Annotated in this window: 13 protein-coding genes; 6 read left to right on the top strand and 7 right to left on the bottom strand. The window is 71.3% G+C overall.

Annotated elements, in window-relative coordinates:
- Positions 1-84 precede the first annotated feature (84 nt).
- On the top strand, positions 85-2,037 hold the full coding sequence (locus AB0B01_RS18300) for a SpoIIE family protein phosphatase (protein ID WP_361719762.1): 1,953 nt from the start codon (positions 85-87) through the stop codon (positions 2,035-2,037).
- A 71-nt stretch (positions 2,038-2,108) separates the two neighbouring features.
- On the opposite strand, the gene AB0B01_RS18295 is transcribed toward AB0B01_RS18300, so the two are convergent.
- Entirely contained in the window at positions 2,109-4,364 is a 2,256-nt protein-coding gene (locus AB0B01_RS18295) for a transglycosylase domain-containing protein (protein WP_361719591.1), read from the bottom strand.
- A gap of 232 nt (positions 4,365-4,596) precedes the next feature.
- On the opposite strand from AB0B01_RS18295, the gene AB0B01_RS18290 reads away from it, so the two are divergent.
- Positions 4,597-5,514 carry an SPFH domain-containing protein gene (locus tag AB0B01_RS18290; protein WP_361719588.1) on the top strand — a complete coding sequence of 306 codons (918 nt, stop codon included), beginning with the start codon at positions 4,597-4,599 and terminating at the stop codon, positions 5,512-5,514.
- On the top strand, positions 5,511-5,762 hold the full coding sequence (locus AB0B01_RS18285) for a hypothetical protein (protein ID WP_361719585.1): 252 nt from the start codon (positions 5,511-5,513) through the stop codon (positions 5,760-5,762). Before AB0B01_RS18290 ends, AB0B01_RS18285 begins: the two co-directional genes overlap by 4 nt.
- Before the next feature lie 31 nt (positions 5,763-5,793).
- Here AB0B01_RS18285 and AB0B01_RS18280 read toward each other — a convergent pair whose 3' ends face one another.
- Complete coding sequence (locus AB0B01_RS18280; RefSeq protein ID WP_361719582.1) at positions 5,794-7,293, bottom strand: DUF2079 domain-containing protein; 1,500 nt, start codon at positions 7,291-7,293, stop codon at positions 5,794-5,796.
- A 201-nt stretch (positions 7,294-7,494) separates the two neighbouring features.
- Positions 7,495-8,442, bottom strand: coding sequence for a LysR substrate-binding domain-containing protein (locus AB0B01_RS18275; RefSeq protein ID WP_361719579.1), 948 nt, complete (start codon positions 8,440-8,442; stop codon positions 7,495-7,497).
- A gap of 135 nt (positions 8,443-8,577) precedes the next feature.
- Between AB0B01_RS18275 and AB0B01_RS18270 the strand changes: the two genes are divergently transcribed.
- From AB0B01_RS18270 to AB0B01_RS18260, 3 genes are all read left to right on the top strand, one after another.
- Positions 8,578-9,132 carry a peroxiredoxin gene (locus AB0B01_RS18270; RefSeq protein WP_356845352.1) on the top strand — a complete coding sequence of 185 codons (555 nt, stop codon included), beginning with the start codon at positions 8,578-8,580 and terminating at the stop codon, positions 9,130-9,132.
- Positions 9,133-9,135: 3 nt separating this feature from the next.
- Positions 9,136-9,675 (top strand): alkyl hydroperoxide reductase, encoded by a 540-nt coding sequence (locus tag AB0B01_RS18265; RefSeq protein ID WP_361719575.1) that lies wholly within the window; start codon positions 9,136-9,138, stop codon positions 9,673-9,675.
- Positions 9,676-9,747: 72 nt separating this feature from the next.
- Positions 9,748-9,957: a hypothetical protein gene (locus AB0B01_RS18260; protein WP_361719572.1), complete on the top strand. Its 210-nt coding sequence runs from the start codon at positions 9,748-9,750 to the stop codon at positions 9,955-9,957.
- Between the two features lie 21 nt (positions 9,958-9,978).
- Here AB0B01_RS18260 and AB0B01_RS18255 read toward each other — a convergent pair whose 3' ends face one another.
- The 4 genes from AB0B01_RS18255 to AB0B01_RS18240 all read right to left on the bottom strand — a co-directional run bounded on the left by AB0B01_RS18255 (position 9,979) and on the right by AB0B01_RS18240 (position 14,558).
- Positions 9,979-10,656: a hypothetical protein gene (locus AB0B01_RS18255; protein ID WP_361719569.1), complete on the bottom strand. Its 678-nt coding sequence runs from the start codon at positions 10,654-10,656 to the stop codon at positions 9,979-9,981.
- The gene (locus AB0B01_RS18250) at positions 10,646-12,007 is read right to left on the bottom strand and encodes an AI-2E family transporter (RefSeq protein WP_361719566.1); all 1,362 of its coding nucleotides are present in this window, start codon (positions 12,005-12,007) and stop codon (positions 10,646-10,648) included. Before AB0B01_RS18250 ends, AB0B01_RS18255 begins: the two co-directional genes overlap by 11 nt.
- 107 nt (positions 12,008-12,114) lie before the next feature.
- The gene (locus tag AB0B01_RS18245) at positions 12,115-12,831 is read right to left on the bottom strand and encodes a transglycosylase SLT domain-containing protein (RefSeq protein ID WP_361719759.1); all 717 of its coding nucleotides are present in this window, start codon (positions 12,829-12,831) and stop codon (positions 12,115-12,117) included.
- 410 nt (positions 12,832-13,241) lie between these two features.
- Entirely contained in the window at positions 13,242-14,558 is a 1,317-nt protein-coding gene (locus AB0B01_RS18240; protein ID WP_361719563.1) for a PhoH family protein, read from the bottom strand.
- Positions 14,559-14,907: the final 349 nt, after the last annotated feature.

Raw genomic sequence — 14,907 nt, 5'->3', positions numbered from 1 at the left:
GCCCCCGGCGGCACGGGCAGCAGCACGGGCGGCGGCGCGGGCGGCAGCGGCGAGGAAAACGCGGTCGACGGGTGGGACCACGACATCGACGTCCAGGGCGGGACAGCCGGGCAGGCCGAGGCCGGGGACGGCCCCGCGGGGCGGGCCGGGCGCACGGCGCAGGAGGTCGCCGACCTGCCCACCGGGCAGGGCGGCCAGGACGGGAGCGGCGGGAGCGGCGCCGCGGCCGGCGGCGGAGTGGCCCGCAGGGAAGGGGACCGGCTGCGCTTCGTCGGGGCCGCCACCCGGCGCATCGCCCGCGGCATCGACCTCGACGAGATCGTGCTCGGGCTGTGCCGGGCCACCGTGCCGACCTTCTCGGACGCCATCCTCGTCTACCTGCGGGACCCGCTGCCGGTCGGGGACGAGCGTCCCGTCGGACCGGTGGTGTTAAGGCTGCGCCGCACCGACCGGCTCCGCCCGATCGACGACCTGACCGGAGCCCTGACCGCGTCGGCAGCGGGCACCCCGGGAGCCGAGGGTGCCGGGCCCGCGGTGGCCGCGGGCGCCGGAGGCGAGCTCGACTTCAGCCAGCTGCCGATGGTCGGCCCGCAGGGTGACCTGCCCGCCGCCGAACTGTGCGAGATCCGCCCCGGCGGGGCACTCGCCGAAGTCCTGCGCGGCGTACGGCCGGTCTTCGAGTCCGCCGTCGGCGCGAAGGACGCCCTTCCGGAACTGCTGGGCGCCGAGCACCCCGTACCGCGCGGCCGGCGGGCCATCCTCGCGCCGCTCCGCGGCCGGCGCCGCGTCATCGGCGCGGCCGTGTTCCTGCGCAGCCCCGAACGGCCCGCCTTCGAGCAGAACGACCTCCTGGTCGCCGCCCAGCTGGCCACCCACACCGCACTCGGCATCGACAAGGCCGTGCTGTACGGCCGCGAGGCGTACATCGCCGACGAGCTCCAGCGCACCATGCTCCCCGACAGCCTGCCCCAGCCGACCGGCGTCCGGCTCGCCTCGCGCTACCTGCCCGCCGCCGAGACGGCCCGGGTCGGCGGCGACTGGTACGACGCCATACCGCTGCCCGGCAGCCGGGTCGCGCTCGTCGTCGGCGACGTGATGGGCCACTCCATGACCTCGGCCGCGATCATGGGCCAGCTCCGGACCACGGCGCAGACGCTGGCCCAGCTCGACCTGCCGCCCGCCGAGGTCCTGCACCACCTGGACGAGCAGGCGCAGCGCCTCGGCTCCGACCGCATGGCCACCTGCCTGTACGCCGTCTACGACCCGGTCTCGCACCGGATCACCATCGCCAACGCCGGCCACCCGCCGCCTGTGCTCCTGCACCTCGGCGGCCGTGCCGAGGTGCTGCGCGTGCCCCCCGGCGCACCCATCGGGGTCGGCGGCGTCGACTTCGAGGCCGTGGAGCTGGACGCGCCCGCCGGGGCCACGCTGCTGCTCTACACCGACGGGCTGGTCGAGAGCCGGCTGCGGGACGTGTGGACCGGCATCGAGCAGCTGCGCGAGCGCCTGGCCACCACCGCGCAGCTGACCGGCCTCGACCATCCGCCGCCGCTGGAGGCGCTGTGCGACGACGTCCTGGACATGCTGGGCCCCGGCGACCGGGACGACGACATCGCCCTGCTCGCCGCCCGCTTCGACGGGATCGCGCCCAGTGACGTGGCGTACTGGTTCCTGGACCCGGAGGAGACCGCTCCGGGCCGGGCCCGCCGGTTCGCCCGCCGCGCGCTGACCCGGTGGGGCCTGGAGGACCTCCAGGACTCGCTGGAGCTGCTGGTCAGCGAGGTGGTGACCAATGCCGTCCGGTACGCGGAGCGGCCCGTCACGCTGCGCCTGCTGCGTACGGACGTACTGCGCTGCGAGGTCGGGGACGACTCCCCGCAACTGCCGCGCCAGCGCCGGGCGCGGGACACCGACGAGGGCGGCCGCGGCCTTTTCCTCGTCAACCGCATGGCCCGCCGCTGGGGAGCGACCCGGCTGAGCAGCGGCAAGGTGGTCTGGTTCGAGCTCCCGCTGCCGGGGGCGAACGACCGCCGCTGACCCGCCCCGTATGCGAAGACCGCCGCCCCGCAGCACGGATGCTGCGGGGCGGCGGTCGTATACGGGCGCGCCTACGGTTCCTGGTTCACCACGGGCGGGAACGGCGGGTTCGGCGGGCTCTTGGTCGGGTCGGGCTTCCCCGAGCTCTTGCTCGGGTCCGGCTTCGGCGGGCTCTTGCTCGGGTCCGGGGACGGCCCGCTCTTGCTCGGGTCCGGGGACTGCGGCGGGTGGCTGCTGCTGCTCGGCGACGGGCTCGACTGGCTCGACGAGCTCGACGGGGAGGTGCTGCGGCTCGGTACGACCGGCGTCCCCATGTCGGCCTCGTCCAGGTCGAACTCACCGGTCTTGACGCCCTTGAGGGCAGCCAGCGTGTACGCCTTCCAGATCTCCGCGGGGAAGCTGGAACCACCGGCTCGGCCACCGCCGGCGGTACCGGTCAGGGTGACCTGCTTGGCGGTGCCGGGCTCCTCGCCGAACATCGCGACGACGGTGACGAGCTCCGGGGTGTACGCGGTGAACCAGGCGGCCACGTTGGACTCGGTGGTGCCGGTCTTGCCGGCGGCCTCGTAGGCGGAGCTCTTGACGGCCTTGCCGGAGCCGTCGTTGACGACGCCGGTGAGCACCTTGGTCACCGTGTCGGCGGTCTCGCGGGTGATGGCCTGGCCCCCGACGGACTCGACCGGCGTGAACTGGCGGTCGGCGTGCTTGGCGCTCTTGATCATGGTCGGGGTGACCTTCTTGCCGTGGTTGTCGAAGGTGGCGTAGACGCCCGCCATCTCCACGGTGTTGGCGCTCATGGTGCCCAGCGACATGGCCGGCTTGTCCTCGGGCCAGCCGTCGCGGTCCTTCATGCCGAGCTGGAGGGCCGTCTTCTTCGCGACCGGCGGCTTCACGTCCACGATCATCTGGGCGTAGACCGAGTTCACGGAGTAGTTGGTGGCCTCCTGGACCGATATCTCCTTGCCGTAGTCCTTGTCGTCCTGGTTCTGCGGGTTGAAGGGGACCTTGCTGCCGACGACGGGGCGCTTGCTGGTGCCGTCGTAGAGCGTGCTCGGCTTGATCGGCCTGCCGTCCTGCGTGGTCGACTTGTTCTCCAGTGCGGCGGCCAGCACGACCGGCTTGAAGGTCGAGCCCGGCTGGAAGTCGGTGCGCAGGGCGTTGCTCGACCAGTGGTCGGACAGGCCGGTGCCGCCGTACATGGCGACGATGTGGCCGGTCTTGGGGTCCACGGAGGTGGCGCCCGCCTGGACGCTCGCGTCGACGGGCCGGTCGTTGCGCTTGAGCTGGGACTCCAGCTCGTCCTGGACGGCCTGTTCCAGCGCCGCCTGTTTCTTCGGCTCGATGTTGAGGACTATCTCCCAGCCGCCGGCCTTGAGCTGAGCTTCCGTCATGTTCGTCTGGCGCCGCAGCTCGGCGTCGGCCGCCTGCTTCAGGTAACCCTTCTGGCCCTCCAGGCCGGGGGTGGCCTTGGGCTTGATCGGCTCCTTGAAGGTCAGGGTCTTGCGCTTCTCGGCGTCGAGCTTGCCCATCTCGACCATGTTGTCGAGGACGCCGTTGAAGCGGACCATCGCCAGCCGCTTGCCGTTGTCGCCGGCCACGGCCCAGTCGTACTGGCTGGGGGCCTGGAGGACGGCGGCCAGGTAGGCGCCCTGCTCCAGGCTCAGCTTGTCGACGTCGACGCCGTAGTACGCCTGGGAGGCGGCCTGGATGCCGTAGGCTCCGCGCCCGAAGTAACTGGTGTTCAGGTACCCCGCGAGGATCTCGTCCTTCTCCATGCGCCGGTCGACCTTGAGGGAGATCACCAGCTCCTTGAGCTTGCGGGTCGGCGTCTGGTCCTGGTTCAGGTAGAAGTTCTTGACGTACTGCTGGGTGATCGTCGAACCGCCGGCCTTGCCCTTGCCGGTGACCGTGTTGAACACGCCGCGTGCGACACCGAGGAAGTCCACGCCGCGGTCCTTGTAGAAGGACTTGTTCTCGATGGCGATGAAGGCGGTCTGGACTTCCTTCGGGACCCGGTCGATCGCCACGATCTCGCGGTTCATCTTCCCGTCGCGGGCCATGAGCGAGCCGTCGGCGTACTTGTAGATGTTGCTCTGCTGGATGGCCTCGGCGTTCGGGTCGGGCTCGTCCACGTAGAAGTAGAGGGCGACCAGCGCGGCCATGCCGAGCAGGATCATCCCGAAGAAGGCCCCCAGGATCTTCTTCCAGGTGAAGAAGCGGCGTATGCCGGTCGGCTTGCCGGCGCGCCCCTCTCCGGTGGCGCGCCCGCGCGGCGCCCGCCGCGCACTGCGCTGCTGCTGCGCCTTGCGCGCATCTGCTCGGCCCATCGCTCCCGCTCCGCTCGATTACCCCCCGACGTCAGCTCAGCAAGCTAACACCGCAGGTTGTGACAAAGGTTGGCCAAGCAAGGCCAATATCGGTCATTTCGGACGTGAGAATCAGCACCCACATCAAGGGAACCGACGCACAGAAAGCGCATAGGGTTGCGGCGCCCCGAAAAAGTGATATCACTTTGCTAGGCGGTCCAAGAGATCGCGACCTAGCGAAACGGGGCAGATGATGACGAACACGGCAGGCACGGCCGGCACGGCCACAGAGGTACGGGAGTTCACGGCCCGCAGCGTGGGCGGCGGGCTGGCGCTGCTGCTCGGCCTGTTGGGCGTGCTCGCCGGGGCCGCGTTGATCGCCCTCGGTACGGGCGCCGACGACAGTGCCGCCCAGCCGGCCCTCATCGTGCCCGGCGTGCTGCTGATCCCCCTCGCGGTCATGGCGATGAGCGGCCTGAACACCGTGGCACCCGGTGAGGCCCGGGTGGTCCAGCTCTTCGGCCGCTACCGCGGGACGATCCGCACGGACGGCCTGCGCTGGGTCAACCCGCTGACCTCCCGCAGGAAGGTCTCCACCCGCGTCCGCAACCACGAGACGGCCGTCCTGAAGGTCAACGACGCGTACGGCAACCCGATCGAGCTGGCGGCGGTCGTGGTCTGGAAGGTCGAGGACACCGCGCGGGCCATATTCGAGGTGGACGACTTCACCGAGTTCGTCGAGACCCAGGCCGAGGCCGCCGTGCGGCACATCGCGATCGAGTACCCCTACGACGCGCACGAGGAGGGCGGCCTGTCGCTGCGCGGCAACGCCGAGGAGATCACCGAAAAGCTGGCGGCGGAGCTGCGGACCCGGGTCGAGGCGGCCGGCGTCCATGTCATCGAGTCCCGCTTCACGCATCTCGCGTACGCTCCGGAGATCGCCTCCGCGATGCTCCAGCGCCAGCAGGCGGGTGCGGTCGTGGCGGCCCGCAAGACGATCGTCGAAGGGGCGGTCGGCATGGTCGAACTGGCCCTGACCCGGCTGGCCGAGGAGGACATCGTGGACCTGGACCCGGAGCGCAAGGCCGCCATGGTCTCGAACCTGATGGTGGTCCTGTGCGGCGACCGCGCCGCCCAGCCCGTCGTCAACACGGGCACCCTCTACCAGTGAGCCCCGCCGGCGAGCCGGAGCAGGAGCCGCAGCAGGGCGCGAAGGCGGCGCGGCAGGCGCGCAAGCAGGTGCTGCTGCGGCTCGACCCGCAGGTGTACGACGCCCTCGCGCGCTGGGCGGGGGAGGAACTGCGCAGCGCCAACGCGCAGATCGAGTTCCTGCTCCGCCGCGCCCTGTCCGAGGCCGGCCGCCTCCCGGGAACGGCCGCCCCGATCCGCCCGCGCGGCCGCCCCCGCTCCTCGGACTGACGGCCGGTCCCCGCGCAGGGGACGGGCGGTCCTAGGAGCGCCGGTCCGGCCGGTTCAGCAGGACGAAGCCGTCCCGCTGGGCGACCGACTTGTAGCCCCGGCTGCGGGCCTGGGCGAGGGAGATGGACTCGTCCCTCAGGGAGAGGGGCCAGCGCTTGTCCGGGGCCACCCGGGTGTCCACCATGATCCACTGCGGCTCGGGGCGGCTCTCGGGCCAGCCGAAGAGGCTCACGCTCGTACGGTTGGCCAGGTGCGGCACCAGCGCGTCCGACGCCTGCACCGTGGCCCCGTCCGGGATCCGGGCCATCAGGTGCTGCGCCACCACCGCCCGGGGGTCGTCGCGCCAGAACTCCGCCTTGGCCATCCGCCCCACCGCGTACACCGGCAGCAGCAGCAGGCACACGCCCGCAATGCCCACCAGGGCCCGCCGCAGGCCTGCCGGGCTGGTGCCGCGGCGGCCGAGGGCGTCGATGAGCGCGGCGAAGACGATCGGCATGAGGGTGAGCGAGTAGTGGTAGCCGGTGGTCCAGTGGGGCCAGTAGTCCGAGACGCCCCGCCACACCAGGGACGGCACGGCCACCAGCACCAGGGGTGAGCGCAGGGCCAGGAAGAGGGTGGGGGCGAACACCATCATCAGGGTCGTCACCTTGGTGTCCGGGGTGACGAGCCCGATGGTGAGCTTGTACAGCAGCGCCCCGAAGCCGCCGCCCCCACCGGCCCCGGAGCCGCCGCCCAGGAACGAGGCGTAGAAGTAGGACCCGTTCGGGTTCAGGGCCGGCAGCACCACCAGCATGGCCAGGGCCGTGCAGGCCGCGCCCGCCACGGCCAGGGCGATCCCGGCCCGGCGCCCGCCGCGGCCCGCGCGCCAGGCGATGACCAGGCCGATCACGGCCACGGTGAGCCCGAGGTCCTCCTTCACCAGCACCAGCGGCACGGCCCAACAGGCCGCGGCGCGCAGCCGTCCGCTGCCCAGCGCGCTCAGGGAGCAGGCCAGCAGCGGGACGGCGAACACCCACTCGTGGAAGTCGAAGGCCGCGGCGTTCGCGATGCCCCACGAGAGCCCGTAGCACAGCCCGATCATCGCGGCGGCCGGCGAGCCCAGCGTCCGGCGCGCCCACAGGGTCAGCGGCAGCACGCTCACGGCGATCAGCCCCGCCTGTGCCATCAGCAGGGTCCTCGCCGACGGCGCCAGCCAGTACAGGGGCGCGAGCAGGGCCAGGATCGGGGAGAAGTGGTCGCCGAGGACGGGGAAGCCCGCTCCCTTGACCTCCGAGACGGGCAGGTGGCCCTCGGCGTAGGAGCGGACGGCCTGTTCGAAGATGGCCAGGTCGAAGCTGTGCGAGCCCAGTTGCTCGTGGATGCGCAGCGACAGGGTCGCGTAGAGGAGGAAGAGTCCCGACACCAGGGCCCACATCCACCACGCGGGCCCGGACGGCTGGTCGGTGGGGCCGGTGGACGGCTCCGGGTTCCGGTACGGGGCACCCGACTGCTGGGGCGGGAGCGCGGGGAGGTCGGTGGGGGGTGCGTGCATGGCGCGCCTTTCGAGAGCAGGGCCCGTTGCCCTCAAACTGCCAGCCGCTCCCGGACCCCGCTCCGAGCCGGGGCGCGGCGGCCCCGAGTCCCTACGAATGGCGCATCCCGACGGCGGGCCGCCCGGCGCGGCAGGCCCTGCGCGGCGGACCGCCCGGCGCGACGGGCCCTGTGCAGCGCCGGCCGCCCGGCGCGACGGGCCCTACGCGGCGGGCCAGACGGGCAGCGGACGCACGGCCTCCCGCAGCGCCGCGGCGACGGCGCGGAACTCCTCCTGCCGGGCGGTTCCCGTCCGCATGGCCAGGGCGATCCGCCGTGAGGGGGCCGGCTCGGCGAAATACCCGGTGGCCAGGTACTCGTTGCGGGCGGTCTCCAGCCGCAGCGCGGTCCGCGGCAACAGCGTCACCCCGAGCCCCCCGGCGACCAGTTGTACGAGGGTGGACAGTCCGGCGGCGGTCGTGGTGACGTCCGCCCCGTCGGCCCTCCCGGCCTCCCGGCAGATGTCGAGGGCCTGGTCCCGCAGGCAGTGCCCCTCGTCCAGCAACAGCAGCTGGAGGTCCCTCAGTTCTTCCCGCGGGATGTCCCTGCGCCCGGCCAGCGGGTGCTCGCGCGGCGCGAGCAGGACGAAGTCCTCGTCGAAGACGGGAAGTTCGGTGACCCCGGGCACCCCCAGCGGCACGGCGAGCAACAGCAGGTCGAGGCGCCCGGCCGCCAAGCCCTCCAGCAGCGAGGCCGTCTGCTCCTCGTGCACCTGGAGGTCCATGCCGGGATAGCGGCGGTGGAAGAGCCCGAGCACCGTCGGCAGCAGGTAGGGGGCCACCGTGGGGATCACCCCGAGCCTGAGCACCCCGGTGAAGGGCGCCCGCACCGCCTCCGCCTCCTCCAGCAGTGCGCCCATCGCGTCGAGCACCGCCCGCGCGCGGGCCGCGATCCGCTCGCCGGCCGGGGAGAGCAGCACCTTGCGGGTGGTGCGCTCCAGCAGCTGGACGCCGAGCGCCTCCTCCAGCGCGGAGACGGCCCCGGACAGGGCCGGCTGGCTCATCCCGATCGACGCGGCGGCGTCCCGGAAGTGCAGGTACTCGGCGACGGCCGCGAAGGCGCGCAGCTGCGCGAGCGTCGCCTGCTTCGCTCCCCTGTTACCGACAGCCACTGATAGGTACCTCCGATCACCTGTCGCAAGAGTAGCTATTTCTGTAATCAATGCAGCTGTGTCAGCATGTGAGATCCGTCCAACCCTCTCGGAAAGCCCCCAAAAGGGTTCCTTTCCTGTCCGCAAGGAGAGCACGTGCTCACTGTCGGTGACAAGTTCCCCACCTACGATCTGACCGCCTGCGTCTCGCTTGAGGCCGGCAGCGAGTTCGCCCAGATCGACCACAAGACCTACGAGGGCAAGTGGCGTGTGGTGTTCTTCTGGCCGAAGGACTTCACCTTCGTCTGCCCGACCGAGATCGCCGCGTTCGGCAAGCTGAACGAGGAGTTCCAGGACCGCGACGCCCAGATCCTCGGCGTCTCCGGCGACTCCGAGTTCGTCCACCACGCCTGGCGCAAGGACCACGCCGACCTGCGCGACCTGCCCTTCCCGATGCTGGCCGACTCCAAGCACGAGCTCATGCAGGCCTGTGGCGTGCAGGGCGAGGACGGCTTCGCGCAGCGCGCCGTCTTCATCGTCGACCAGAACAACGAGATCCAGTTCTCGATGGTGACCGCCGGTTCCGTGGGCCGTAACCCCAAGGAGGTCCTGCGGGTCCTCGACGCCCTGCAGACCGACGAGCTGTGCCCCTGCAACTGGACCAAGGGCGAGGACACCCTCGACGCCGGCGCGCTGCTGGCCGGTGAGTGACGGATGTCCCTCGACTCCCTCAAGTCCGCCATACCGGACTTCGCCAAGGACCTGAAGCTGAACCTCGGTTCGGTCATCGGCAACCAGGACACCCTGACCGGGCAGCAGCTGTGGGGCACGGTCCTGTCCTGCGCGATCGCCGCCCGCTCCCCGCGCGTCCTGCGTGAGCTGGAGCCGGAGGCGAAGGCGGCCCTGTCGCCGGAGGCGTACACCGCCGCCAAGTCCGCCGCCGCGGTCATGGCGATGAACAACGTCTTCTACCGCACCCGCCACCTGCTCTCCGACCCGGAGTACGGGACCCTGCGGGCCGGTCTGCGGATGAACGTCATCGGCAACCCCGGCGTGGAGAAGGTCGACTTCGAGCTCTGGTCGCTCGCGGTCTCCGCCATCAACGGCTGCGGCCAGTGCCTGGACTCGCACGAGCAGGTCCTGCGCAAGGCCGGTGTCGACCGCGAGACGATCCAGGAGGCCTTCAAGATCGCCTCGGTGATCCAGGCCGTCGCGGTCACCCTCGACGCCGAGGCCGCCCTCGCCGCCGAGTAGCCGTACGCGCACGAGCCGGGCCCCCGCAGCCGATCCGGCCGCGGGGGCCCTTTCGCACGTTTCGGGTGGCATATGGCTTGCAGGACACCGGGCGCCGGCAAGAACGTCCGCGTACACCTCCTGACCGATCCCGTCGGCGAGGGCTACGACCACCACACGCTCTACGCCGCCGGCCGGCAGCTCACCCTGCCCGACTCCATCGGCGCCAAGGTCACCCTCGACGCCGCCGCCCTGCTGGAAGCCGGCGGTTGCCGGGTCGCCGGGCCCGACGCGGCCGGCTGAGGGCCTCGGCCGTACGCCGGATCATGTCCTCAGGGCCGTCATCAGCGCGCGCATGTCCTCGATCATCGCCGCCTGGACGGCGTCCACGTCCGGGCTGCTGTCCGCGTCCTCCCCGAACCACTCCACGCCGAGCGTGAAGACAGCGCCGCCGTCGAGCACTTGGAGCCGCAGGCCCTGGGTCCGCCGGTTCATCAGCGCCCGTTCACCGAGCCCGGGGACCTGCTCCGCCGCGACGCCGGAGTCCGCCATCTCCACGATGCCCGCGCCGCCGGCCGGGCTCGCGCCGAACTCCGTACGGGGATCGGCCTTCTTGTGCAGCTGGACCGCCACCTCGGCCTGGTAGGACAGGGCGCCCTCGACGTACGGGGTGTGGTACCCGCAGTACGACCAGTCCAGCACGGGGTGCTCGCCCTGGCGCGCAGAGCTCCCGGTGAGCTGCACCGTGGTGCGGGACAGCGCGGTCAGCGGCATCTCGCACAGGTCATCGCCGTGCCGGTACGCGATCCGCGGCGCATCGGCGTAACGATCCTGCGCCGCCAGGACCCCCGCCCAGACCGCCGAGGCCAGGACGGCACCGCCGAGCGCCCACCACCAGGCGCCCCGCGGCCCCCGTACGCGGTCGGGCACCGTGTCGGGCCGTGCCTCCTCGGGCAGCCGCCCCTCGTCCCACTCCCCCGCTAATTCAGGCTCACTGATCACGAACGGCCTCGTGAGCGGCCGCGTCCAGCGCCGTCGAGCCGTGCGGCGCGGGGCCGACCGGCGCGGCCCCGTGGCGCAACTGGTCCCGGGAGTACGCCCTCAGGTAGACCACCACCGTATTGGTGACGGCGACCAGCGGGACCGCGACGACCGCGCCGCCGATGCCCGCGATCATGCCGCCTGCGGCCACCGACAGCACCACGGCGAGCGGGTGCACCCGTACCGCCCGGCCCAGGATGAAGGGCTGCAGCACGTGCCCCTCGATCTGCTGCACGGCCAGGACCACGGCCAGCACCAGCAGGGCGCTGACCGGGCCCTGGGTCACCAGCGCGACCACGACGGCGAGGGCTCCGGAGACCACCGCGCCCACGAGCGGGATGAAGGCGAACAGGAAGATGAAGACGGCGAGCGGCACCGCCATCGGCACCTTGAGGAAGTAGATGCCGAGGCCGATGAAGACCGCGTCGATGAGCGCGACGAGGACCGTCCCGCGGACGTACGCGGTCAGGGTGCGCCAGGCCCGCGGGCCCGCGCCCGCGACACCCGGCCGGGCCGCGCCCGGGACCAGGCCGAGCACCCAGGTCCAGATGCGCTTGCCGTCGTAGAGCAGGAAGAGGGTCGAGAACATCGAGAGCAGGATCCCGGTCAGCACCTCGACGAGGACGGTGACGCCCTGCAGACCCGCGGAGGTGATCTGCTCGGTGTTGGTGCCGATCGTCTCGCTGAGGTTCTTCGCGATGTCGTTGATCTGCTTCTCGGTCACGTGGAACGGACTGTCCAGCGCCCAGGCCTTGAGCTCGTTGATGCCCTCGCGGACGCGTGCGGAGAGGTCGTCGAGGTTCTCCATCACCTGCCACACGACGAACCAGCCGACCAGCCCGATGACGACGAAGCCGAGGATCGCGGTGACGGCGGTGGCCAGACCGCGGGGCAGCCCGAGGCGGCGCAGCCGGACCACGAACGGCTGCAGCAGGGCGGTGACCAGCAGGGCGGCGGCGAAGGCGAGGACGACCAGGCGGACTTCGCTGATCACCTTCATCAGCACCCAGAGCATCCCGGCGAGCAGCAGCAGCCGCCAGCTGACCTCGGCGGCGACGCGCATGCCCCAGGGGACCACGCTCACCGGGTCGGGGCGCTCGCGCGGGGCGTGGTGGCCCGGGTGTTCGGAGCCGGCTTCGGCGCCGGAACCGTGTCCGGGCGCGGCGGCGTGGGCCGGTACGCCGGCGCGGGCGGTGACCGGGGCTTCGCCGCGGGTCTCCGCGTCCACCTCGGCACGCCACTGTTCGAGCCGGGCCTCCATGCGGCTCAACCTGCTCCCGAGCCGGCCGAGCCAGCCTGCCCTCTTCGCCATCATTTTCCCTCTCCCCCGCCCGTGGACACCTCGGATGACCGTACACGCGGGAAGCCCCGCACCGTAGGACGGTGCGGGGCTCCCGGAGGTTGAGCGACGGCTGTCGGCTAGTACCAGCCGTTGGCCTGGTGGAAGCTCCAGGCGCCACAGGGGCTGCCGTAGCGGCCGTTCATGTAGTTCAGGCCCCACTGGATCTGCGTGGCCGGGTTGGTGCGCCAGTCGTCGGCGACCGAGGACATCTTCGAGCCGGGAAGCGCCTGGACCAGACCGTACGCGCCCGAGGACGAGTTCACGGCCTTGTAGTTCCAGGTCGATTCCTGGTTGACGATGTTGGAGAAGCACTGGAACTGCCCCGCGGGGACGATCTGCTGGGCAATCGCCTTGACCTGGGCGATCGTGTAGGAGCTCTGGACCGCGAAGTCGCCGGCGCTGCGCGTCGCGGAGCGGCTCGCGGCCTGCTCCTTCTCTTCGCGCTCCTTCTTCGCCTTCTCGTCGGCCGCCTTCTGGGCCTCTGCCTTCTTGGACTTGGCGTCCTCGGCGGCCTGGATGCGGGCGGCCTCCTCGGCCGAGCGCTTGGCGTCGGCGTCGGCACCTGCGGAGATGGCGTCGGCCTGCTGCGTCAGGGACGCGTTCTGGACCTGCGCCTGGTCGCCGACCGGGATGTCGGTGAGGAGAGTCGCCCCCGACGCGGTGGTCTCAAGGCTGTTCGAGGCGGGGTCGCCAGTGGCAACGCCCACGACGGCGCCGACGGTGGTGACTGCAGTGGCCGAAGCCACGGCGAATCCCCGGACCGAGATCCGGCTCACACGGTGTCCTTCCAGCAGCGTCCGCAGTGACCGGGCGGGCGCAATAGTGCCCCTTCGACACTGGCCTCCGGTTACGGCGATCACTGGAGACGCGGGCCCGTGGGCAACTCCCTTGCGGGTGCTGCCGCGTGGTGCTCGGGCGGCATGCGGCGAACGACTGTGGAGTTGTGGTGCTGCGCGTACCTCACGGGAGTGGCCTCACGGGAGATACAGGTGTGCCGCATGCGGGGCCTGACGGAAAACAGACTCTGCCGGACCTCGACACCGCAAGGCAATTCTCCGCTGCGTGGGAAAGGTCACACCTGGCATGTCGCCGCTGGTTTCCCCAAAGATCTGTGCAGCACGACGCCGCCCGGCTAAGCTCTGGGACCTTTGCCGGGCGGCGCCAACTCTCTTTGCCGCTATGGGGGATTTACCCCCTTCTCTCCTTAGAGCGTCTCCAGCATCTCCGTGACCAGCGCGGCGATCGGGGAGCGCTCGGAGCGGGCGAGCGTGACGTGGGCGAAGAGCGGGTGCCCCTTCAACTTCTCCACGACGGCGACCACTCCGTCGTACCGGCCGACCCGCAGGTTGTCCCGCTGGGCGACGTCGTGGGTCAGAACCACCCGCGAATTGGCGCCGATCCGGGACAGAACGGTCAGCAGGACATTGCGCTCCAGCGACTGCGCCTCGTCGACGATGACGAAGGCGTCGTGGAGGGAGCGCCCCCGGATGTGCGTGAGCGGCAGGACCTCCAGCATCCCCCGGTTCAGCACCTCCTCGATGACCTCGCGCCCCGCCACTGACGAGAGGGTGTCGAAGACCGCCTGCGCCCAGGGGCTCATCTTCTCGGACTGGTCCCCGGGCAGATAGCCGAGCTCCTGGCCGCCCACCGCGTACAGCGGCCGGAAGACCATCACCTTCTGGTGCTGCCTGCGCTCCAGGACCGCCTCCAGGCCCGCGCACAGCGCCAGCGCCGACTTCCCGGTACCGGCCCGGCCGCCCATGGAGAGGATGCCGATCTCCGGGTCCAGCAGCAGGTCGAGGGCGATGCGCTGCTCGGCGCTGCGCCCGTGCAGCCCGAAGGCCTCGCGGTCGCCGCGGACGAGCCGCACGTTGCCGTCCGCGGTGATCCGGCCCAGGGCCTTGCCGCGCTCGGACTGCAGGACCAGACCCGTGTGCACGGGCAGTTCGGCGGCCTCCGGTACGTAGAGCCGCTCCTCGGAGTAGAGGAGGTCCACCTGTTCCCCGGAGAGGGAGAGCTCGCTCATGCCGGTCCAGCCGGCATCGGTGATCGCGAGCTCCGCGCGGTACTCCTCTGCCAGCAGCCCCACCGAGGAGGCCTTGATGCGCAGCGGGAGATCCTTCGACACGACCGTGACGTCGTAGCCCTCGGCCTGGAGGTTGCGGGCGACCGCGAGGATGCGCGAGTCGTTGTCCCCCAGCCGGAAGCCGGCGGGCAGGACGCCCGGGTCGGAGTGGTTGAGCTCGACACGGAGGGTGCCGCCCAGATCCCCTAGCGGGATGGGTGCGTCGAGGCGACCGTAGCGAACCCGGATGTCGTCGAGCAGGCGCAGGGCCTGTCGGGCGAAGTAGCCGAGTTCGGGATGGTGCCTCTTGGCCTCCAGCTCGGTGATCACCACGATCGGGAGCACCACCTCGTGCTCGTCGAAGCGGCGGATCGCATTGGGGTCTGCCAGCAGGACGCTGGTGTCGAGGACGTAGGTCCGCCTGTCGGGCAGGCGGCGCTTTGTGCTGGTCACCACGGAAGGACGTACCCCCTCGGAAGAGGTCGGGCCATGAAGACCGGACCGGTCATCGGCACCCTGCCAGGGCCGATTTCCGGCCCTCCCACTCCGTCCGTGCGAACCGCACGTGCGTCCTGGTGCAAAGGGCCTCCCGGGCGGACGGCCCCATGCCGCCCGCTGAGACTCGACACCCGTGGATCGGGCATCGACCTGAAAGGGGTATTCCCAGATCAGGCCCAGCCATGCCATGGCATATGACGGACGCTCGGTGAATCCCAGGTGAAGGCCCTGCACGGAGACGGCGCGCCCCGGACGGAGGTCCGGTGCGATCTGAAGCACTAAGAAGGTCCTGCCAGACATGAGCACC

It is taken from the genome of Streptomyces sp. NPDC044571, from assembly GCF_040647115.1.
Lineage (GTDB): Bacteria > Actinomycetota > Actinomycetes > Streptomycetales > Streptomycetaceae > Streptomyces.
This window is presented reverse-complemented; position numbering and strand designations above follow the sequence as displayed.